General features: G+C 72.1%; 2 protein-coding genes and 2 pseudogenes. 2 read left to right on the top strand and 2 right to left on the bottom strand.

Annotated elements, in window-relative coordinates:
• Positions 1-6 precede the first annotated feature (6 nt).
• Entirely contained in the window at positions 7-2,073 is a 2,067-nt protein-coding gene (locus tag ACK1X7_RS07170) for a carbamoyltransferase family protein (protein ID WP_390792697.1), read from the top strand.
• 37 nt (positions 2,074-2,110) lie between these two features.
• A complete protein-coding gene (locus ACK1X7_RS07165; RefSeq protein ID WP_385139810.1) occupies positions 2,111-2,416 on the top strand; it encodes an O-linked N-acetylglucosamine transferase in 306 nt (101 codons plus the stop codon).
• Between the two features lie 193 nt (positions 2,417-2,609).
• Here ACK1X7_RS07165 and ACK1X7_RS07160 read toward each other — a convergent pair.
• Positions 2,610-13,946, bottom strand: a pseudogene (locus ACK1X7_RS07160) (SDR family NAD(P)-dependent oxidoreductase); the annotation flags it as partial.
• Positions 13,947-14,074: 128 nt separating this feature from the next.
• Positions 14,075-24,331, bottom strand: a pseudogene (locus ACK1X7_RS07155) (type I polyketide synthase); the annotation flags it as partial.
• Positions 24,332-24,381: the final 50 nt, after the last annotated feature.

Below are 24,381 nucleotides of genomic sequence, written 5' to 3'. Positions count from 1 at the left end.
GTTTGGGTGATCACTGTGCTTGTGCTCGGGCTCAACGGCAACTTCTCCGCCGCGGACACCGATGTGGTGCCGCAGCTCGGCGAGGTGTTCTTTCACGACTCGGCGGCTTCCTTGATCCGCGACGGCGAACTCGTGGCCGCCGTGGAGGAGGAGCGGCTCAACCGGATCAAGAAGACAACCAAATTTCCCCTCAACGCGGTCCGTGAGTGCCTGGCCCTGGCCGGTGCGCGGCCCGAGGACGTCGACGCGGTGGGCTACTACTTCCCCGAGAACCACATCGACACCGTCCTCAACCACCTCTACACCGAATATCCGCGGGCCCCCCTGCGCTACTCCCGGGAGCTGATCCGGCAGCGGCTGAAGGAGGGCCTGGGCTGGGACCTGCCGGACGAGAAGCTGGTGTACGTGCCGCACCACGAGGCGCACGCGTACTCCTCGTATCTGCACTCCGGCATGGACTCCGCACTGGTCCTGGTGCTGGACGGCCGCGGCGAACTGCACTCCGGCACCGTCTACCGCGCCGAGGGCACGCACCTGGAGAAGCTGGCCGACTACCCGGTGCCCAAGTCGCTCGGCGGGCTCTATCTGAACGCCACCTATCTGCTCGGCTACGGCTTCGGCGACGAGTACAAGGTGATGGGCCTGGCCCCCTGGGGCAACCCCGAGACCTACCGCGACACCTTCGCCAAGCTCTACACCCTCCAGGACAACGGCGAGTACGAGTTGCACGGCAACATCATGGTGCCGAACCTGGTCAGCCCGCTGTTCTACGCCGAGGGCTTCCGGCCGCGCCGCAAGGGCGAGCCGTTCACCCAGGCCCACCGCGACTTCGCCGCCGCGCTCCAGGAGACGGTCGAGAAGATCGTGCTGCACATCCTCGAATACTGGGCGAAGACCAGCGGCCAGTCCCGCCTGTGCTTCGGCGGCGGCGTCGCCCACAACTCCAGCCTCAACGGGCTGATCCTCAAGTCCGGGCTCTTCGACGAGGTGTTCGTGCACCCCGCCTCGCACGACGCGGGCGCGGGCGAGGGCGCCGCCTACGCCGCCGCGGCGAGCCTCGGCACGTTGGAGCGGCCGAGCAAACGGCTGCTCAGCGCGAGTCTCGGCCCGGCAATGGGCGGCCGGGAGCAGATCAGGGCCCGGCTGGCCGACTGGGCGCCGCTGATCGATGTGGAGTTCCCGGACGACGCCGTGGAGACGGCGGCCGGACTCCTCGCCGAGGGACAGGTGCTCGGCTGGGCGTACGGCCGCTCCGAGTTCGGCCCCCGCGCCCTGGGCCACCGCAGCATCGTCGCGGACGCCCGCCCCGAGGAGAACCGGACCCGCATCAACGCGATGGTGAAGAAGCGCGAGGGCTTCCGGCCGTTCGCCCCGGTGGTCACGGCCGAAGCCGCCCGCGACTACTTCGACCTCTCCGGCGCGGACGGCAACCACGAGTTCATGTCCTTCGTGGTGCCGGTGCTGCCGGAGCGGCGTACGGAACTCGGCGCGGTCACCCACGTGGACGGCACCGCCCGGGTGCAGGTCGTCTCCGCCGAATCGGGCGAGCGGTTCCACCGCCTGGTGCGGCGGTTCGGCGAACTGACCGGCACCCCCGTGCTCCTCAACACCTCCTTCAACAACAACGCCGAACCCATCGTGCAGAGCCTCGACGACGTGGTCACCAGCTTCCTGACCACCGACCTGGACGTCCTGGTGGTGGAGGACTGCCTGGTACGCGGCAAACCCGCGCCTGACCTGGGCGTTCTGGTGCCGCGGTTCCGCCCGGTGACCCGGCTGGTCGAGCGCAGGACGGCCGGTCCGGACGCCTCGGCGGGAGCCAGGACCCACGAGATCCACCTCGACTACGACGGCGGCCCGTCCGCGAAGGTCTCGCCCGAGCTGTACGAACTGCTCGGCGCGGTGGACGGCACCACCACCCTCGGGGATCTGGCCAAGACCGTCGGCGGACTCTCGGAGGCACTGGCCACCGAGGTGTTCGCCCTGTGGGAGCAGCGGTTCCTCACCCTGGCCCCGGCCGGGGACCTCCCGACGGGCCACGGGCCCGCGGACGACGGTGCGCGGGGGCGTTGACCCGATGGCGGCGGACCCGAGGATGGCTGACTCGAGGGTGGCTGATCCGATGGTGGCGGACCCGATCGGCGAAGTGCACCGGGAGATCACCCGGCTGCTGACGGAGCTGGGCCGGGCCGGCGGGCGGCCGGACGCCCTCGTGGAGGCGTGCGTCGCCTGCCTGGAGGCGGCACAGTCCACCTCGGCCGCCGCCACCGGACAGCAACAGCCGGACTCCGCCGCCCAGGAGGCGCTGCACGCGGTCAACGCGGCGGCGCTGGCCATCAGGTACGCCCTGATCAAGGCGGGCGACGAGCGCCGCCGCGCGGCCCGGGCCGGGGAGAGCGTCACCTCGGACACCTAACGAGCGACGGCCGCCGGGCCGTGGAACCCGTCAGTGAAACTGGTCCCTTCCCCAAAGAAACCGGGGGAAGGGACCAGTCATGTTGCACGGCGTACGGCGGCGGCCTGGTGAGGAGGGCGGGGGAGCGCCCTACGGCAGCGTCCCCGGCCGCCACGGCGGCCGGGGACGCTGTTGTCCGTCTCAGGAGGCGTCCTCAGGAGGCGTCTTTCAGCGCGAGCTGTTCCTGGAGGTGTTCGGCGGCCATCGCCGGGGTGGGGTGGTCGAACAGCAACGCCGCCGGGAGCTGGAGGCCCGTGGCCGCGTTGAGCCGGTTGCGCAGTTCCACCGCGGTCAGGGAGTCGAACCCGATCTCGAAGAGCGGATCGTCCGGTCCCACCGCGTCCGAAGTGGCGTGTCCGAGCACGGCCGCGGCTTCGGCGCGGACGAATGCGGTGAGGTGCTGGAGCCGCTGGGCCGGATCGAGGGCGGCGAGTTGCTCGGGGAGGGGCGGGGCGGCGGCGGTCCGGGGGGTGGTGTGGGCGGTGGGGCGGTGGTGGCTTTGCGCCAGGGTGCGCAGCAGGGGCGGGAGGGTGTGGGAGGCGGCGCTGTTCCGGAGGGCGGTGCGATCGAGCTTGAGGGGGATCAGGTGGGGCTGGTGGGTGGTGAGCGCGGTGTCGAGGAGGCGCATGCCGTCGGCGTCGGTCAGGGGAATGACACCGCTGTGGCGGGTGCGCTGCTGATGGGTGGTGGACATCCCGGCCGTGAGGGCGCTGGTGGTCTCCCACAGACCCCAGGCGAGTGAGGTGGCGGGGAGCCCGGTGGCGTGGCGCTGCTGGGCGAGCGCGTCGGCGTAGGTGTTGGCGGCGGCGTAGTTGGCCTGACCGGGGGTGCCGAGCGCACCGGTGGCGGAGGAGTAGATGACGAAGGCCGCGAGGTCATGGTCGCGGGTGAGGTCGTGGAGATGGGTGAGGGCGTCGACCTTGGGGCGGAAGACGGTGCCCAGGCGTTCCGGGGTGAGGTCGGTGAGCAGGGCGTCGTCGAGGGCGCCGGCGGTGTGGATGACGGCGGTCAGCGGCTGGTCTGCGGGGATGGTGGCGAGGACGGTGGCGAGCTGGTCGCGGTCGGCGACATCGCAGGCGGCGATGCGGATACGGGCACCGAGCTGGGTCAGCTCCTCGCTCAGCCGGTCCGCGCCGGGGGCGTCCGGACCCTGGCGGCTGACCAGAAGGAGGTTGCGTGCCTTGTGGTGGGTGATGAGGTGGCGGGCGGTGAGGGCGCCGAGGGTGCCGGTGCCGCCGGTGACGAGGACGGTTCCCTCGGGCGCGAGGGTGAGGGGCCCGGGTGTTGGGGTGGGCGCGGGGGCCAGGTGGGGGGTGTAGGCGGTGGCGTCGCGGAGGGCGAGTTGGGGTTGGTCGGTGGTGGTGAGTGCTGTCGGCAGGGTGCGGTGGGAGTGCTCGTCGATGTCGATGAGCTGGATCCGGCCCGGGTGTTCGGACTGGGCCGAGCGGACCAGGCCCCAGACCGCGGCGGCGGCCGCATCCGTGACCTCGGCGGTGTCGTGGACCGCCATGGCACCGCGGGTCAGGATCACCAGCCGGGTGTCCGCCGGCTCGGGCCGGTCCACCCATTGCCGCAGCAGATCGAGGACTCGGGCACAGAGCGCGTGGGCGCGGTCGATGGGCGGCCCGGTGTTCTCGGGAGCCCATGCGGACACGTCGGCGACGAGTGCCGCGGGCTGTTCCCCGGCCGCCACGACCTGGGAAACATCGGCATAGTGAAGTGGGGAGTCCAGGAGTTGGCTCTCTCCGAGTGTGGCCCACTGTGCTTCCGTCGTGTCGTCGAGCCCGCATTCGGCCCATTCGACCGCCCACAAGGCATTGCCACCTGAGGTGGCGGAGAGGGCCCGCAACTGCTCGGGTGTGGTCTCCCGGAGCTGGAGCGAGCCAATGGTGGCGACCGGCAGTCCGTGCGGATCGGTGATCTGCACACACAGCCCGTCCGTGCCGGACGCCGTCGCCCGCACCCGTACAGCGGTGGCGCCCACGGCATGGAGCCGCACGTCGGTCCAGGCGAACGGCAGCATCGTGGGCCGGTCGCCGCCGGACCCCGCCTCGGCCAGTTGCTCGTAGAACCCCTCGAGGGCGACGGGTTCGGCCCCCTCGGGCGGCCACGGATGCGCTGTCGTGGCCGCCGCGGTGGCGGTTCCCCCGGTCAGCAGTGTGCCGGTGGCGTGCTCGGTCCACTGCCGTATGCCCTCGGGGCGGGAGTAGACCCCCACCTTGCGGCGTCCGCCTTCGTCGCCTTCCTCGCCGCCGACCAGCACTTGGACGTGCAAGGTTCCCTCGTCCGGCACCGCCATCGGTCGACTGATGATCAATTCCTCCAGTACGCGGGCCTCCGCCTCGTCTCCGGCTCGCACCGCCAGCTCCACCATCGCCGTACCGGGAAGCAAGACGGTGCCGGAGACGGCATGGTCGGCCAGCCAGGGGTGGGTGGTCAGGGAGAGCCGCCCGGTGAGCAGCACACCGTCGGTGTCGGGCACACTCACCACGGCCCCGACCAGCGGATGGCCGGTGTCCTCCAGGCCGACGGCACGGACATCACCCGGGCCGCTGCGGTCCAGCCAGAACGTCTCCTGCTCGAAGGGGTAGGTGGGGAGGGTGATGCGGGTGGGGTGTGTGCCGGTGAAGAGGGTGGGCCAGTTGACGGGTGTTCCGTGGGTGGTGAGGTGGGCGAGGTTGGTGAGGAGGCGGGTGGGGGTGTCGTCGTCGCGGCGGAGGGTTCCGGTGACGATCGCGTTGGGGGTGTTGTGTGTTTCGAGGGTTTCTTGGATGGCGGTGGTGAGGACGGGGTGGGGGCTGACTTCGATGTAGGTGCGGTAGCCCTGGTCGGCGAGGGTGGTGATGGCGGTGTGGAACTGCACGGTCTGGCGGAGATTGCGGTACCAGTAGGTGCTGTCGAGGGTGTTGGGTTCGATCCACTCCCCGTCGACGGTGGAGAGCCAGGGGAGGGTGCCGGGCTCGGTGGTGGTGTCGGCCAGGGTTTGGTGGAGTTCGTTCTTGATGGTGTCGACGTGTCCGGTGTGGGAGGCGTAGTCGACGGGGATGATGCGGGCTCGGATGCCTTGGTCGGTGTAGTGGGCGTGGAGTTGGTGCAGGGCTTCGGCGTCGCCTGCGATGACGGTGGCGTTGGGGCCGTTGTGTGCGGCGATCCAGAGTTTGCCGTGCCAGTTGGTGAGGTCGATGGTGTCGGCGGGGGTGGCGAGGGACATCATGCCGCCGTGTCCGGCGAGGTGGTCGGCGATGATCTGGCTGCGCAGGGCGACGATTTTGGCGGCGTTGGTGAGGGTGAGGTGTCCGGCGACGCAGGCTGCGGCGATTTCGCCTTGGGAGTGGCCGGTGACGGCGTCGGGGTGGATACCCATGGATTGCCAGAGGGTGGCGAGGGAGACGACGACGGCGAAGGTGGCGGGCTGTACGACGTCGACACGGTCGAGCGAAGGGGCATCGGGTGCGCCGGTGATGACGTCCATCAGGGACCAGTCGGTATACGGGGCCAGCGCGTCGGCACACTCGCGCAACCGGGCCGCGAAGACGGGCGAAGTGTCCAGGAGCTGTGCCCCCATCCCCACCCACTGCGACCCCTGCCCCGGGAAAACGAACACGGTCTTGCCCTGGGTGGTGGCGTAGCCCGTCGTGAGGCGGGGATGCGGCTGTCCGGTCACGAGGGCGGTCAGGGCGGCCGTGGCCTCACCGCCCTCGGCGCGCGTGTCGGTGTCGGTGTCGGTGAGGATTATGGCGCGATGGTCGTGGAGGGTGCGGGTGGTGGCCAGGGACCAGCCGATGTCGAGGGGGCGGCCGTCCACCCCGGATTCCAGGTGGTCCAGGAGGCGTTGGGCCTGAGCCCGCAGGGCCGTGGGGGTCTTGGCCGACAGGACCCAGGGCGCGATCCCGCCGGTGGCGACCAGACCAGGGATGTCGTCGGCCTCGTCCGCCTGCGGTGCGGCCGCTTCCGGGGCCTGCTCCAGGACCACATGTGCGTTTGTCCCGCTGACGCCGAAGGAGGAGATCCCGGCGCGGCGGAGGTGTCCGGTCTCCGGCCAGGGCCGTGCCTCGGTCAGCAGGGACACCGCGCCCGACGTCCAGTCCACCTGGGTGGTGGGTTCGTCGGCGTGCAGGGACCGGGGAAGCGTGCCCTGCCGCATCGCCAGGACCATCTTGATGACGCTGGATATGCCTGCGGCCGCTTGGGTGTGGCCGATGTTGGACTTCAGCGAGCCGAGCCACACGGGTTCGTCCCCCGGGCGGTCCTGGCCGTAGGTGGCGAGCAGTGCCTGTGCCTCGATGGGGTCGCCGAGGGCGGTGCCGGTGCCGTGTGCCTCGACCGCGTCCACGTCGGCCACTGTGAGCCCGGCATTGGACAGGGCCTGCCGGATCACTCGCTGCTGGGAGGGCCCGTTCGGAGCGGTGAGGCCGTTGCTCGCCCCGTCCTGGTTCACCGCGGTGCCACGGATCACGGCCAGCACCTCATGGCCGTTGCGGCGGGCGTCGGACAGTCGTTCCAGCAGCACCAGACCCGCGCCCTCCGACCAGTTGGTGCCGTCGGCGCCCTCGCCGAAGGACTTGCAGCGGCCGTCGGACGCGAGACCGCGCTGGCGGGAGAACTCGACGAATGCGCCGGGCTGGCCCATCACCGCGACACCGCCCGCGAGTGCCATCGTGCATTCGCCGGAGCGCAGAGCTTGTGCCGCGAGGTGGAGGGCCACCAGGGAGGAGGAGCACGCCGTGTCCACCGTGACCGCCGGACCGGTCAGGCCGAAGGTGTACGACAACCGGCCCGACGCCACACTCGTCGCGCCGCCCACCCCCAGATAGCCCTCCAAGCCTTCCGGAGCCGCGCCAGGACCGGTGCCGTACCCCTGGCCGCTGGCCCCGACGAAGACCCCGACCTCCTGTCCGCGCAGTGACGTGGGAACGATCCCGGAGCGTTCCAGGGTCTCCCACGCGGTCTCCAGCAGGACACGCTGCTGCGGGTCCATCGACAGGGCCTCGCGCGGGGAGATGCCGAAGAACGTGGCGTCGAAGCCGCCCGCGTCGGTGAGAAAGCCGCCCTCGCGGACGTAGGACTTGCCCAGGGCGTCCGGGTCGGAGTCGAAGAGCCCGGCCAGGTCCCAGCCCCGGTCCTGCGGGAACGGCCCGATCGCGTCGGTTCCGGCGGCGACCAGCCGCCACAGGTCCTCGGGGGTGCGGACGTCGCCGGGCAGGCGGCAGCCCATGCCGACCACGACGACCGGATCCTCGGCCGCGTCCGGAGCCGACCGGTCGCGCCGGGCCGGGCGGGGCGTGGCCTCGACCGCGCGCCCGCCCAGTTCGTCCCGTAGGAGCTCGGCGGTGGCCAAGGGGGTCGGGTGGTCGAAGACCAGCGTCGCCGGGAGCCGTAGTCCGGTGGCCGTGTTGAGGCGGTTGCGCAGCTCCACCGCGGTCAGCGAGTCGAACCCCATATCGCGGAATGCCTGCTCCGGCCCGATCGGGTCGACGGTCGGGAACCCGAGCACGGAAGCGGCCTGTTCGCGGATCAACTCGACCAGCAGACGCTCCTGTTCGGCCGCCGAAAGACCGGCCAGCCGCTCGACGAGGCCGCCCTCACCGGCCTTCGGCACCGGCCGGGCCGTACGCCGGGCCGGCCGGACCAGCCCCCGCAGCAGCGGCGGCGGTTCCGCGGCCTCCGCACCGAGGGCGGCGAGGTCGAACCGCAACGGCACCAGCAGGGACAGCCCGGACGCCACCGACCGGTCGAACAGGTCCAGCGCCTCCGCCGTGGACAGCCCGACGATGCCGCCACGCCGCACCCGGTGCAGATCCCCTGAGCCGAGCCCGGCCGTCATGCCACTGGTCTGCGCCCACATGCCCCACGCCAGCGAGGTGGCGGGGAGCCCGTGCGCACGCCGCCACTGTGCGAGGCCGTCCAGATAGGCGTTGGCGGCGGAGTAGTTGCCCTGGCCGGGTCCGCCGAGGACTCCGGCGGCGGACGAGTACACCACGAACGCGGCCAGGTCGTGGTCGTGGGTGAGGTGGTGGAGGTGGGTGACGGCGTCGACCTTGGGGCGGAAGACGGTGTCGAGGCGGTCCGGGGTGAGTGCGGTGAGGGTGCCGTCGTCGAGGGTTCCGGCGGTGTGGATGACGGCGGTGAGGGGGTGGTCGGCCGGGATGTCGGCGAGGGTGGTGGCGAGTTGGTCGCGGTCGGCGGTGTCGCATGCGGTGATGTGGACGGTGGCGCCGAGTTCGGTGAGTTCGGTGGTGAGGTCGGTGGCGCCGGGTGCGTCCGGTCCCCGGCGGCTGACCAGCAGTAGTCGGCGTGCGCCGTGCTGGGTGACGAGGTGGCGGGCGACGGTGGCGCCGAGGGTTCCGGTGCCGCCGGTGATCAGGACGGTGCCGTCCGGGTCCAGGGCGCGGGGGAGGGTGAGCACGATCTTGCCGGTGTGCCGCCCCTGGCTCATCCAGCGGAACGCCTCGGGGGCGCGGGTGATGTCCCACTGCCGCACCGGAAGCGGCTCTATCCGGCCCGCCTCGAACAGCTCCACCAACTGGTGCAGCAACTCCCGCACCCGCTCCGCGGGGGCCTCCCCGCCGAGGTCGAACGCCCGGTAGGTGACCTCCGGATGCCGTGCCCCGACCTCGCCGGGCTCCCGCAGGTCGGTCTTGCCCATCTCCAGGAACCGGCCGCCGGGATTGAGAAGTCCGAGAGAGGCGTCGATGTGCTCGCCGGTGAGGGAGTTGAGCACGACGTCGGCGGTGGGGAAGGTGGCGGCGTAGCCGAGGTCGCGGCTGGAGGCGAGCCGTTCGGCGGGCACGCCAAGCCGGTGGAGTGCGTGGTGCTTGGAGGGGTGGGCGGTGCCCAGGACGGTGGCGCCGAAGTGCTGTGCGAGCTGGACGGCGGCCATGCCCACACCGCCCGCGGCGGCGTGCACCAGGACCGTCTCGCCCGGCTGAACGCTCCCGAGGTCCTGCAACGCGTACAGCGCCGTCAGATAGGCCACCGGCACCCCGGCCGCCGTGCCGAACGACCAGCCATCCGGCATCCGGATCACCGTATGCGCGTCGGCGGTGGCCAGCGGCCCGAACGAGCCGGAGAACAGGCCCATCACCCGGTCGCCCACGGCCAGCTCCGCGACGCCCGGACCGACCTCGGTCACCACACCGGAGCCCTCCGTGCCGATCACCGACCGGCCCGGATACATGCCGAGAGCCACCAGGACATCCCGGAAGTTGAGCCCGGCGGCGCGGACCTCGATCCGCACCTGACCCGCTTCCAGCGGTGCGGGCTCGGCCTCGTCGGGCAGCAGCGCCAGATGGTCCAGAGTGCCGTACTCGGCCGAGTCCAGATGCCACGACGCCTGCGCGGGCACGCGCAGACCGGGCTCGACCCGGGCCAGGCGCGGCACCCACACGGCGCCACCGCGCACCGCCAGTTGGGGCTCCTCCCCGGACCACACCCCGGCGGGCAGCTTCTCGCACACCCCGTCGGCATCCACCAGGGCCACCCGCCCCGGGTGTTCGGCCTGGGCCGAGCGGACCAGGCCCCAGACCGCGGTGGCGGCCGGGTCGGTGACCTCGGCGTCGTCGCGCACCGCGACCGCGCCGCGGGTGACCACGGCCAGCCGGGTCCCGGCCATCGCGTCGTCGGCGACCCACCGCTGGATCTCCGCCAGCAGGCGGCCGGTGAGCCGGCGGGCCCGCGCGGTCGGCGGCCCGGTGAGGTCTTCGGCCCAGGCGCGCGTATCGGCCACGAGGACGTCGGGAAGGGCGCCTCCCGCGCTTCCGGTGTCTCCCATGGCCCCGGCGCCACCGGTGGCCGGATCGCCCAGCGCGGCCCAGGAGATCGCGCCGTCCGGCAGGGAGGTCTCGCTCCAACGGACCGTCCACAGCGCGTCGTCGGCCGTACCGATCTCCAGTTGGGCCGGATCCACCGCGCGCAGGGTGAGCGAGTCCACGGAAGCCACCGTCTGGCCCGAGCCGTCGGTCAGACGTACCGAGAAGGCGTCGTCGCCGACCGGGCGGACATGCACCCGGACCGCGGACGCGCCGCCCGCGTGCAGACGCACGTTGTTCCAGGCGAACGGCAGCAAGGTCACCTGTCGCGCCGGGTCCGAGGGCAGGCAGAAGCTGCCCGCGTGCAGCGCGGCGTCCAGCAGCGCCGGGTGGATGCCGAACCGTTCGGCCTCCGCGACGGACGCCTCCGGCAGCGCCACATCGCCGAAGATCTCACCGTCCCGGCGCCACGCGGCGACGAGCCCACGGAACGCCGGACCGTACGCGTATCCGGCGTCGACGAGCGAGCGGTAGAAGTCCTCCACCGGGATCGGCTCGGCTTCCGCGGGCGGCCACTGGACGGCGGCCCCGTCCCCGGCTCCGTACGCGCCCCCGTCCAGCGGTGCCGGGCCCTGCGCCGCGAGTGTGCCGGTGGCGTGCTCGGTCCAGTCGCTGCCCCCGTCGGTACGGGAGTAGATCCGCACCGTACGCCGCCCGCCCTCGTCCGCGCCCACGACGACCTGGACGCTCAGGGCGGTGTCGCCGGGCAGCACCATCGGCTGCCCGATCACCAGCTCCTCCAGCACCGGGGTGCCGGTCTCGTCCCCGGCGCGGACGGCCAGTTCCACCATGGCCGTGCCGGGCACCAGCACCGCCCCGGAGATGACGTGTTCGCCCAGCCAGGGCTGGGCCCGTACCGACAGCCGCCCGCTGAGCTGCACCCCGCCCGTCTCCGGGAGCTGCACCACCGCGCCCAGCAGCGGATGGCCCGCCTCCCCGAGCCCCACCGCGCCCACGTCACCGGATCCGGCGGCCCGCTCCAGCCAGTAGTGCTCGTGCTGGAAGGCGTACGTGGGAAGGGCGACGCGCCGGGCGCCGGACCCGGCGAACATCGCGTCCCAGTCCACCCGTACACCCCGTACGTACAGCCCGGCGAGCCCGGCCAGCACCGCGTGGGGCTCCTGGACACCCGGACGCAGGGACGGCACGAACGCCGCGTCCGCCTCGGGCAGACAGTCCTGCCCCATCGCGGTCAGCACCCCGTCCGGGCCGAGTTCCAGATGGGTGCGCACGCCTTGATCGGCCAGTGTGCGGACACCGTCGAGGAACCGCACCGCGCCCCGCGCATGCCGTACCCAGTACTCGGGGGAGCACAGCTCCCCGGGTTCGGCGACCGTGCCGGTGAGGTCCGACACCACGGGTATCCGTGGCGGCGCGTAGGTCAGCCGGGACGCCACCTCGCGGAACGCGTCCAGCATCCCGTCCATGTGCGGGGAGTGGAAGGCGTGCGAGACCACGAGCCGCTTGGTCTTGCGGCCCTGCCGCGCCAGCGTCTCCGCCACCGCCGTGACCACGTCCTCGTCACCGGAGACGACCACGGAGGTCGGGCCGTTGACCGCGGCGATGGAGACCTTGTGCTCCTTCCCCGCGAGCAGCGGCGCCACCTCGTCCTCGGCCGCCTCCACCGCGACCATCGCCCCGGTCGCGGTGAGTCGCTGCATCAGCCGCCCGCGCGCCCGTACCAATGTGCAGGCGTCCGGCAGGGACAGGACCCCGGCCACATGGGCCGCGGCCACTTCGCCGATCGAGTGGCCCAGCACATACGCGGGGCGCACTCCCCACGACTCCACGAGCCGGAACAGCGCCACTTCCAGCGCGAACAGCGCGGGCTGGGTGAACTCGGTCCGGTCCAGCAGCGCTGCCCTCGCCGACCCCTCCTCGGCGAAGACCACTTCGGCGAGCGAGACCTTGTCGTCCCCGTCGCGCAGGTCGCCGAACTGGGCGCACACGGCGTCGAAGGCCCGCGCGAACACCGGGTAGCCGCCGTGCAGTTCACGGCCCATTCCGGCTCGCTGGCTGCCCTGCCCGGTGAACAGCACCGCCACCTTTCCGGCGGCCACGGACCCGCTGACCGCCGACCGGGCGGACGCGCCCGAGGCCACCGCCTCCAGCCCCGCGACGGCCTGCTCGGCATCGGCGCACAGCACGACCGCGCGGTGGTCCAGCCGGGTCCGGGTGGTGGCCAGTGACCAGCCCACGTCCCGGAGGCCGTCGGCGGGCGTCTCCCGTACCTGGGTCAGCAGCCGGGCGGCCTGGGCACGCAGCGCCTCCCGCGTATGGCCCGAGAGCACCCACGGCACCACCTGGCCGGTGGCCACCGGACCGGGGTCGGCGGACTCCGCCGAGCGTACGGACGGTTCCTGACCGGCCGTGTTCTCCCCGGTCGCCTCGGCTTCCTCGGGGGCCTGTTCCAGGATGACGTGGGCGTTCGTTCCGCTGACGCCGAAGGAGGAGATCCCGGCGCGGCGGGCGTGTCCGGTCTCCGGCCACGCCCGCGCCTCGGTGAGCAGGGACACCGCGCCCGACGTCCAGTTCACCTGGGAGGTGGGCTGTTCGGCGTGGAGGGTCTTCGGCAGCCGGCCGTGGCGTAAGGCCATGACGGTCTTGATGACACTGGCGATGCCCGCGGCGGCCTGTGCGTGGCCGATGTTGGACTTGAGGGAGCCGAGCCAGAGGGGCTGGTCGGCGGGGCGTTTCCGGCCGTAGGTGGCGAGAACGGCCTGGGCTTCGATGGGGTCGCCGAGGGCGGTGCCGGTGCCGTGAGCCTCGACCGCGTCCACGTCGGCCACCGTCAGCCCGGCGTTGGACAGGGCCTGCCGGATCACCCGCTCCTGGGACGGGCCGTTGGGCGCGGTGAGGCCATTGGAGGCGCCGTCCTGGTTGACCGCGGTGCCCCGGATCACGGCCAGCACGTCGTGGCCGTTGCGGCGGGCGTCGGACAGCCGCTCCAGCAGCACGAGCCCGACACCTTCGGACCAGGTGGTGCCGTCGGCGCCCTCGCCGAAGGACTTGCAGCGCCCGTCGGGCGCCAGGCCACGCTGCCGGGAGAACTCGACGAAGGCGGTGGGCTGGCCCATCACGGCGACACCACCGGCCAGCGCCATGGAGCATTCGCCCGACCGCAGGGCCTGTACGGCGAGATGGGCGGCCACCAGCGAGGACGAGCAGGCGGTGTCCACGGTGACGGCGGGCCCGGTCAGCCCGAGCGTGTACGACACGCGCCCGGAGATGACACTGCCGGAAGCCCCGACCCCCAGATAACCCTCCAGGCCCTTGGGCGCGTCACCCGGACCGCCGCCGTACCCCTGGCCGCTGCCCCCGGCGAACACCGCGATGTCCCGGCCCTCCACCGACCGCGGATCCATCCCCGCCCGCTCGAAGGTCTCCCACGCGGTCTCCAGCAGCAGCCGCTGCTGCGGGTCCAGCGACAGGGCCTCGCGCGGCGAGATGCCGAAGAACGCGGCGTCGAACCCGCCCGCCCCCTCCAGAAATCCCGCCTCGCGTACGTAGGACTTGCCCACGGCGTCCGGATCGGCGTCGAACAGCGTCTCCAGGTCCCAGCCGCGATCCGTGGGGAACGGCCCGATCGCGTCCCGCCCCTCGTCCACCAGCTTCCACAGCGACTCCGGGTCGGTCACCCCGCCCGGCAGCCGGCACGCCATCGCCACGATCGCCACCGGTTCGGTGGACTCGGCGATCAGCCGGTCGTTCTCCCGCCTCAGCCGCTCGGCGTCCATCAGCGAGGTACGCAGCGCCTTGACCAGGTCTTCCCGGGACGCAGCCATATGTACTCCTCTCCGCAACCGCGGCGTCAGTGGTTTCCGAAGGTCGTGCCGCGCATCGCCCGGCTCACCAGCTCGTCGGCATCCAGCTCCGCGAGCGCGGAGGTCTCCGCCTCCGCGGCGGTGTCCAGGTCGCCCAGGTCGCGCAGACCGCTCGGGTCACCGGCCGCGGAGTCCGCGAGGCGCACCAGCGCGTCCAGCACCCCCAGCTCGTGGAAGCGGCGTAACGGCACCGAGGCCAGCACCCGCCGGATCTGCCGCTCGCGGCCCTCCGCGCCGACGGCCCCGCCATCCGCGGTCCTGTCCCCGTCCATGCCCCCGTTCGCGTCCCCATTCACGGCGGGGACCAGCTCCGTACGCAGCCTCCTCGCCAGCGTGGTCGGCTTCGGATAGTCGAACACCACCGTGGGGGAGAGCTGGAGCCCGGTGGCCGCGTTGATCCGGTTGCGCAGCTCCACCGCGGTCAGCGAGTCGAACCCGGTGTCCTTGAACGCACGCTCCGGCTCCACCGCGTCCCCGTCCGCATGCCCGAGCACGGCCGCCGCCTCACGCCGCACCAGATCGGTCAGGAACACCTCCTGCTCCGGGCCGGTCAGCTCGGCCAGGCTGCCCAGAAGCACCTCCCGCCGCGATGCGCCCCCGCCCCGCGCGTCCGCCGCCAGGATCTCGGCGACCTCGGGCAACTGCCGCAGCAGCGGCCGCTCCCGGGCCATCGTGTATCCCGGCACGAACCGCGCCCAGTCGACGTCCGCGACAATCGCATTCGGCAGACCACCGCCCACTGCCCGCGCCATCGCACGCAACGCGGGCGCCGGATCCATCGGCAGGATGCCGATACGGCGCCACTGATCGCCGCCGTCGGCGTCGATCATGCCGAGCCCGCCGCCCCAGCCGCCCCACGCCACCGATGTGGCCGCCAGCCCGTGGGCCCGCCGCCGGGCCGCCAGCCCGTCCAGGAAGGCGTTGCCCGCCGCGTACGGGGCCTGCCCGCCACTGCCCCAGACACCGGCGCCGGAGGAGAACAGCACGAACGCGTCGAGCTGCCGATCGCCGACGAGCTGGTCCAGCACCAGCGCCCCGCGCACCTTCGCCCCCGTCACGGCGGCGAACTCCTCGGCGGTCACCTCGGTGACCGGAGCCGAGGGCAGCCCGGCACCGGCGGTGTGCACCACCGCGGTCAGCGGATGGGTCCGCTCCGCCTCCGCCAGCACCGCGGCCACGGCCTCCCGGTCGGTCACATCACAGGCGGCGAGCGTGACCTGCACCCCCGCCAGGTCCGCCACCAGTTCGGCCGCGCCCGGCGCGTCACCGCCCTGCCTGCTGAGCAGCACCACATGGTCCGCCCCGCTGGTGGCGAGCCAGCGCGCCACATGCGAGCCGAGCCCGCCGGTGCCGCCCGTGACCAGCACGGTGCCGCGTGGCTTCCAGAGGCTGCCGGAGCCGTCCCGGTCGCGCACCATCCGGCGTGCGAACAGCCCGTCGGCGCGCACCGCGAGCTGGTCCTCCCCCTCCGGAGACGACAGCGCCGCGAACAGCCCGTCCGGCAGCGCCTCGCCGTCACCCTCCCTTTCGGCCGGCAGGTCGATCAGGCCGCCGAAGGTGTCCGGGTGGTCGAGCCCGAGCACGGCGCCGAATCCCCACACCGCCGACTGCACCGGGTCGGCCGTCTCACCGGCCACCGCGACCCCGCCACTGGTGACGCACCACAGCGGGGCGGTGATGCCGTGGTCCCGCAACGCCTGCGCCGCCGCGAGCGTGGCCGCGGTGCCCGTGGACACGGTGCCGTACTCGGTGTCGGCGCGGTCGTCCCACGAGAGCAGGGACACCACCCCGGCACCGCCGTCCGCCGACTTGACCTGGTCGCCCAGCGCCTCCCGGCCGGTCTCGGAGACCTCGGCGGCCACCACCTCGGCGCCCCGCGCGGCCAGCCCGTCCAGCACCGCTCGGACCCGCGCCGAGCCCGCCCGCACGGCCGGGACCAGCACCAGCCACCGGCCCGACATCTGTGGATCGGCCGCGGCCACCCGGGTCCAGCCGATCCGGTACCGCCATGCGTCCGTGAGGGAATCCTCCCGGCTGCGCCGACGCCATGAGGCCAGCGCGGGCAGCACCGTGCCGAGGGCCGCCGCGTCCACCTCGAGATCCCGTGCGAGGGACTGCGTGTCGCCGTCCTCGATGGCCGCCCACAGGGAGCCGTCGGCGGTCTCGGCCCGCGTCGGGGTCCTGGCGGGCTCCAGCCAGTAGTGCCGGTGCTGGAAGGCGTACGTGGGCAGCGGCACCCGGCGGGCCCCGGTACCGGCGAACAGAGCGCCCCAGTCCACCGGCACCCCGGCCGCGAACAGCCCGCCCAGCCCCGCGAGAACGCGGTCCGCGGCGCCGTCGTCGCGGCGCAGCGTCCCGGTGATGGTGGCCCGGACTTCGGGGAGGGTTTCGGTGGTCTCTTGGATGGCGGTGGTCAGGACGGGGTGGGTGCTGACTTCGATGAAGACGCGGTGGCCGTGGGTGAGGAGGGCTCGGGTGGCTTCTTCGAAGCGGACGGTGTCGCGGAGGTTGCGGTACCAGTAGTCGGGGTCGATGTGTGTGGGGTTGGCCCAGTCGGCGTCGACGGTGGACATCCAGGCGGTGTGGCCGGGTGTGGCGGTGATGCCGTCGAGTACGTTGTGCAACTGGTCTTTGATGGTGTCGACGTGTCCGGAGTGTCCGGCGAAGTCGACGCCGGGGAGTTGCCAGCGGTAGACCTTGGCTTTGGAGAGGGTGGTGCCGAATTCGGCGAGTGCGTCGGGGTCTCCGGATACGGAGACGGATGCGGGGCCGTTGACGGCGGCGATCCATAGGTGTCCGTGCCAGGGTGCGAGTGTTTCCTGGACCCAGGTGGGGGATGCGAGGACGGACATCATGGCGCCGTGTCCGGTGAGGTGGTGGGCGATGGTCTGGCTGCGGAGGGTGACGATTTTGGCGGCGTTGGTGAGGGTGAGGTGTCCGGCGACGCAGGCTGCGGCGATTTCGCCTTGGGAGTGGCCGATGACGGCGTCGGGGTGGATGCCGTTGGCCTGCCAGAGGGCGGCGAGGGAGACCATGATGGCGAAGGTGGTGGGCTGGAGGACGTCGACGCGGTCGAGCGAAGGGGCATCAGGCGCGCCGGTGATGACGTCGATGAGTGACCAGTCGGTGTAGGGGGCGAGAGCTTTGGCGCATTCGTGGAGGCGGGTGGCGAAGACGGGTGAGGTGTCGAGGAGTTGGGCTCCCATGCCTGCCCATTGGGCGCCCTGGCCGGGGAACACGAACACGGTCTTGCCATCACTGCCGGTCTCCCCGGTGATCAGGCTGGGGTGCGGCTGCCCTTCGCTGAGGGCGGTGAGGGCGGCGGTCGCCTGGTCGAGATCGGTGGCGAGGACGACCGCCCGGTGTTCCAGGGCGGCGCGGCTGGTGGCCAGCGACCAGCCCATGTCCACCGGGTCGGTCTCGGGGTGGGCGTGAAGGTGGGCGATCAGGCGTTCGGCCTGCGCCCGCAGGGCCGTTGGGCTCTTGGCGGACAGCACCCACGGCACCGCGCCGCCCGTGGCCACCAGCCCGGGAGCCTCCGGCTCCGTGGTCTCTGGTGCGGTGGCCGCCTCCTCCGGGGCCTGTTCGAGGATGAGATGGGCGTTGGTGCCGCTGACGCCGAAGGAGGAGATTCCGGCGCGGCGGGGGTGTCCGGTCTCCGGCCAGGGCCTGGCCTCGGTGAGCAGGGACACCGCGCCCGACGTCCAGTCGACCTTGGTGGTGGGCTCGTCGGCGTGGAGTGTCCTGGGCAGCATGCCGTGCCGCATGGCCTGGATCATCTTGATGACGCCCGCGATGCCCGCGGCGGCCTGGGTGTGGCCGATGTTGGACTTCAGTGAGCCCAGCCAGAGGGGCTGGTCGGCGAGGCGGTCCTGGCCGTAGGTGGCCAGCAGCGCTTGTGCTTCTATGGGGTCGCCGAGGGCGGTGCCGGTGCCGTGGGCTTCGACGGCGTCGATGTCGGTCGCCGACAGTCCGGCACTGGACAGGGCCTGGCGGATCACCCGTTGCTGGGAGGGGCCGTTGGGGGCGGTGAGGCCGTTGCTGGCGCCGTCCTGGTTGACCGCCGTACCGCGGACCACGGCCAGCACCTCGTGACCGTTGCGCCGCGCCTCGGAGAGCCGCTCCAGCAGCACGAGCCCGACGCCCTCGCTGAAGGTGGTGCCGTCGGCGCCCTCGCCGAAGGACTTGCTGCGGCCGTCGGGGGCGAGCCCGCGCTGGTGCGAGAAGCTCACGAACCCATCCGGGGTCGACATCACCGTCACGCCCCCGGCCAGGGCCATCGAGCACTCGCCCTCCCGCACCGCCTTGGCCGCCCAGTGGATGGCCACCAGCGAGGAGGAGCACGCCGTGTCGACCGTCACCGCGGGACCGGTCAGGCCCAGCGCGTAGGCCACCCGCCCGGACACCACGCTCCCCGATTTGCCCGTGCTCAGATAGGTCTCCGAGCCCTCGGGCAGCTCACCGGCGTTCGTCCCGTAGTCGTGGTAGATGACCCCGGCGAACACACCGGTGTCGCTGCCCTGCACCGACCGCGGGGCGATACCGGCCTGCTCGAAGGTCTCCCACGCGGTCTCCAGCAGCAGCCGTTGCTGCGGGTCCATCGCCACGGCCTCACGCGGGGAGATGCCGAAGAAGTCCGCGTCGAACTCGGTGGCCCCCGCCACGAACCCGCCCTCGCGGACGTAGGTCGCGCCCACCCGGTCCGGGTCGGGGTCGAAGAGCGTGTCCAGATCCCAACCGCGGTCGGTGGGGAACGCCCCGATGCCGTCCTCCCCGTCGGCCACCAGCCGCCACAGCCCGTCCGGGTCGGTCACCCGTCCGGGGAGCCGGCAGGCCATGCCGACGACGACCACGGGATCGTCCGCGTCGGCCCCCGGCCCGGCGACGGCGGCCGGGGCCGCCTCCGCCGGGCCGAACAGCTCGTCCCGCAGATACCCGGCCGTGATCGCCGGGGTCGGGTAGTCGAACACCACGGTCGCGGGGAGCCGCAGTCCCGTGGCCGCATTGAGGCGGTTGCGCAGTTCCACCGCCGTGAGGGAGTCGAACCCGACGTCGCGGAAGGGCTGGTCCGGCCCGATGCTGTCGATCGTCGTATGTCCGAGTACGGCCGCCGCCTCGGTGCGGACGAGCTCCGTGAGGTGCCGTAGCCGTTCGCCCTGGTCGAGGGCGGCGAGCCGTTGGGCGAGCGACAGGGTGTCGGCGGGGGCCGGTGTGTGGGCCGTACGGCGCGTGGGGCGCCGTACGAGGTGGCGGAGCAGCGGCGGAACGGGCTGCGCCGTGTCATCGGCCCGAAGGGAGGCCGGGCTGATCTTGATCGGGACGAGGTGGGGGTGGTGGGTGGCGGTGAGGGCCCTATCGAGGAGGGCGAGCCCCTCGTCGTCGGTCAGGGCGGCCACACCGCCACGGTGGGTGCGTCGGCGGTCCTCGGTGTTCATGGTGGCGGTGAGGGCGCTGGTGGTTTCCCATAGCCCCCAGGCGAGGGAGGTGGCGGGGAGCCCGGCGGCGTGGCGTTGGTGGACGAGGGCGTCGGCGTAGGTGTTGGCGGCGGCGTAGTTGGCCTGACCGGGGGTGCCGAGGGTGCCGGTGGCGGAGGAGTAGATGACGAAGGCGGCCAGGTCGTGGTCGTGGGTGAGGTGGTGGAGGTGGGTGACGGCGTCGACCTTGGGGCGGAAGACGGTGTCGAGGCGGTTCGGGGTGAGTGCGGTGAGGGTGCCGTCGTCGAGGGTTCCGGCGGTGTGGATGACGGCGGTGAGGGGGTGGTCGGCCGGGATGTCGGCGAGGGTGGTGGCGAGTTGGTCGCGGTCGGCGGTGTCGCATGCGGTGATGTGGACGGTGGCGCCGAGTTCGGTGAGTTCGGTGGTGAGGTCGGTGGCGCCGGGGGCGTCGGGCCCCTGGCGGCTGATCAGGAGCAGGTGCCGGGCGCCGTGGTGGGTGATGAGATGGCGGGCGGTGAGAGCGCCGAGGGTGCCGGTGCCGCCGGTGACGAGAACGGTGCCCTCGGGGTTGAGGGGGAGCGGCTGGGCGGGTGTGTCGGCGGGTGTTGTCGGGGTGAGCCGGGGCGCCCAGAGCGTGTTGTCGCGGAGGGCCAGTTGGGGCTGGTCGGTGGTGAGTGCGGTGGACAGTGCGCTGCGCAGTGTGTGGTCCGAGTGGCCGTCGGCGTCGATGAGCTGGATGCGGCCGGGGTGTTCGGACTGGGCCGAGCGGACCAGACCCCAGATCGCCGCCGCGGCGGAGTCGGTGACCTCGGCCGAGTCGTGTACGGCCATCGCACCGCGGGTGAGGACCGCCAGCCGTGTTTCCGACAGCTCAGGCAGCGTCACCCACCGCTGCAACAGGTCCAGCGCCCGCGTGGCCAGTTCGCGCGCCCGCGTGATGGGGTCGGCGTCCCGCGACTGCCATGCTGTCGTGTCGGCGACGATCAGCGCGGGCCGGTCCTCGGTCCCGGCGATCTCCGTGGCGGGCGCGGTGGCGATCTCTGTGACATCGGCGAAGGCCGGGGCTTCGGCGGCGGCGAGGACGGGTGAGACGTCCCCTAGGGTGCCCCACCGGATCTCGTCCGTGGTGGCGGTGTGTTCGGTCCAAGTGACCGTCCACAGCGCGTCGTTCACCGAGGTGGAGGCCAGCGCTTCGAGCTGCGCCGCGTCGACCTCCCGCAGAACCAGCGAACCGATCGACGCGACCAGCCCTCCGGCCGTGTCGACCAGGACCACGGAGAGGCCGTCGTCCTCGGTGTAACGGGCGTGTACGCGCACCGAAGTGGCACCGGTGGCGTGCAGGCGTATGTCGTTCCACGCGAACGGCAGCAGCATACGGCCGCCGGGCTCCCCGGGCAGGGAGTAGTTGCTCGCGTGCAACGCGGCGTCCAGCAGTGCCGGGTGGATGCCGAACCGGCCGGCGGCCTCCGTCTGCTCCTCCGGCAGCGCGGCCTCCGCGAACACCTCGCCCACGTCGCCGTCGCGGGTCCATACCGCCTTCAGGCCCTGGAACGTCGGTCCGTAGTCGTAGCCCCCCTCGGCCATCTGCTCGTACAGGCCCTCGACGGCCACCGGCTCGGCACCGGCGGGTGGCCATTCGGCGGCGGTGGGCGACGGAGGAGCCGTGGTGTCCTGGGCCAGCGTGCCGGTGGCGTGCACCGTCCACTGCGCTGATTCTTCTGCGGCGCGGGAGTAGATGCGTACGTCCCGACGCCCGGCCTCGTCAGGGCCGCCCACGACCACCCGGATGTCCAGGAAGCCACTGTCCGGTAGCGCCAGTGGCTGCTCGATGACCAGCTCATCCAGGGTGGGGGTGGCGGTCTCGTCTCCGGCCCGGATGGCGAGTTCGGCCATCGCGGCGCCGGGGAGGAGGACGGCACCGGACACGGTGTGGTCGGCCAGCCAGGGGTGGGTGGTCAGGGAGAGCCGCCCGGTGAGGACGGTGCCACCGGTGTCGGGGAGGTGGACGGCGGCGGTGAGAAGCGGGTGCGCGGGGTCGTGGAGACCGGCTGAGGCGATGTCGCCTGTGCTGGTGTTGCGGGGGAGCCAGTAGTGGTGGTGTTGGAAGGGGTAGGTGGGGAGGGTGATGCGGGTGGGGTGTGTGCCGGTGAAGAGGGTGGGCCAGTTGACGGGTGTTCCGTTGGTGGTGAGGTGGGCGAGGTTGGTGAGGAGGCGGGTGGGGGTGTCGTCGTCGCGGCGGAGGGTTCCGGTGATGGTGGTGTTGGAGGTGTCGTTGGCTTCGAGGGTTTCTTGGATGGCGGTGGTGAGGACGGGGTGGGGGCTGATTTCGATGTAGGTGCGGTAGCCCTGGTCGGCGAGGGTGGTGATGGCGGTGTGGAACTGCACCGTTTGGCGCAGGTTCCGGTACCAGTAGCCGCCGTCGAGGGTGTCGGGTTCGATCCACTGTCCGGTGACGGTGGAGAGCCAGGGGATGGTTCCGGGTTCGGTGGTGGTGTCGGCCAGGGTTTGGTGGAGTTCGTTCTTGATGGTGTCGACGTGTCCGGTGTGGGAGGCGTAGTCGACGGGGATGATGCGGGCTCGGATGTCCTGGTCGGTGTAGTGGGCGTGGAGTTCGTGCAGAGCGTCGATGTCGCCTGCGACGACGGTCGCCTGGGGGCTGTTGTGCGCGGCGATCCAGAGCTTGCCCTGCCACGGGGTGAGGTCTTCCTCGACCTGTTCCCGCGAGGCGAGGACGGACATCATGCCGCCGTGTCCGGCGAGGTGGTCGGCGATGATCTGGCTGCGCAGGGCGACGATTTTGGCGGCGGCGTCGAGGGTGAGGTGTCCGGCGACGCAGGCTGCGGCGATTTCGCCTTGGGAGTGGCCGGTGACGGCGTCGGGGTGGATACCCATGGATTGCCAGAGGGTGGCGAGGGAGACGACGACGGCGAAGGTGGCGGGCTGTACGACGTCGACACGGTCGAGCGAAGGAGCATCGGGCGCGCCGGTGATGACGTCGATGAGCGACCAGTCGGTATACGGGGCCAGCGCGTCGGCGCATTCGTTCAAGCGAGCCGCGAAGACGGGGGAGGTGTTGAGGAGTTGTGCCCCCATGCCCACCCACTGGGCCCCCTGGCCGGGGAAGACGAATACGGTCTTGCCGTCTGTTCCGGTCTGCCCGGTGACCAGGAGCGGGTCGGGCCGTCCCTCCGCCAAAGCGCGGGCGGTGGCGATGCCGTCCTCGGTATCCGTGGCGAGGATGACCGCGCGATGATCGAGGGCGGCGCGCGTGGTGGCCAGTGACCAGCCCACGTCCACCGCACGCGGAGCGTCCCCGGATTCCAGGTGGCTGACCAGACGCTCTGCCTGGGCGCGCAGCGCCGCAGGAGTCTTACCGGACAGCATCCACGGCACCACACCGCCTGTGGCCACCAGCCCAGGAGTGCCCGCCTCGCTGGCCTCTGCTTCGGGCACGGCCACCTCAGGCGGCGCCTGCTCCAGGATCACATGGGCATTCGTCCCGCTGACGCCGAAGGAGGAGATTCCGGCGCGGCGGGGGTGTCCGGTCTCCGGCCAGGGCCGGGCCTCGGACAGCAGCGACACCGCACCCTGCGACCAGTCCACCTTGGTGGTGGGCTCGTCGGCGTGGAGTGTCTTGGGCAGTACGCCATGCCGCATGGCCTGCACCATCTTGATGACGCCCGCGACACCCGCGGCGGCCTGGGTATGGCCGATGTTGGACTTGATGGAGCCCAGCCACAGCGGCTGATCCTCCGGGCGGTTCTGGCCGTAGGTGGCCAGGAGCGCCTGGGCCTCGATGGGGTCGCCGAGACTCGTGCCGGTGCCGTGCGCCTCGACCGCGTCCACATCGGCCACCGTCAGCCCGGCGTTCGCCAGTGCCTGGCGGATCACCCGTTCCTGGGACGGGCCGTTGGGCGCGGTGATGCCGTTGGAAGCGCCGTCCTGATTGACGGCGGTGCCACGGATGACCGCGAGCACCTCATGCCCATGGCGGCGGGCATCGGACAGTCGTTCCAGCAGCACAAGACCGGCGCCCTCGGACCAGTTGGTGCCATCCGCGCCCTCACCGAAGGACTTGCAGCGCCCGTCGCGCGCCAGCCCCCGCTGCCGGGAGAATCCGACGAAGCCGCCGGGGGTGGCCATCACCATCACGCCACCGGCGAGCGCCATGGAGCACTCCCCGGACCGGAGCGCATAACTGGCCAAGTGCATCGCCACGAGGGACGAGGAGCACCCGGTGTCCAGAGTGACCGCCGGGCCGAGCAGACCGAGCGAGTACGAGATGCGGCCGGACGCGATGCTGCCCGCGCCACCGAGACCCAGATATCCCTCGAACCCCTCCGGCACCTGGTCCACGGTCAGCGCGTAGTCACCGTTGGCCAGGCCGGTGAACACGCCGACGTCGCTGTCCGCCAGCGAACTCGGGTCGATTCCCGCGTGCTCGAGGGTCTCCCACGCGGTCTCCAGCAGCAGCCGCTGCTGCGGGTCGGTGGCCAGCGCCTCACGCGGGGAGATGCCGAAGAACTCGGCGTCGAACTCCGCCGCGTCGGCGAGGAAACCGCCCTCGCGCACATAGGAGGTGCCGACGGAGTCAGGGTCGGCGTCGAAGAGGTTCTCCAGGTTCCAGCCGCGGTCCTCCGGAAACCCGGCGATCGCGTCCCGGCCGTCGGCCACCAGATCCCACAGCCCGTTTGGGGTGGTCACGCCGCCCGGGAAGCGGCAGCCCATGCCGACGATGGCGATCGGCTCCTCCGTCGCCGCCTCGGCCTTGCGCAACCGTTCCCGCGTCTGGTGCAGGTCGGCGGTAACCCGCTTGAGGTAGTTGAGGAGCTTTTCGTCATTCGCCATCTGGACCTCGC

Origin of the sequence: Streptomyces sp. CY-1, from assembly GCF_047218265.1 — a bacterium.
Lineage (GTDB): Bacteria > Actinomycetota > Actinomycetes > Streptomycetales > Streptomycetaceae > Streptomyces > Streptomyces niphimycinicus.
The sequence above is the reverse complement of the archived record's forward strand: the minus strand, read 5'-3'. Positions and strand labels throughout refer to the sequence as shown.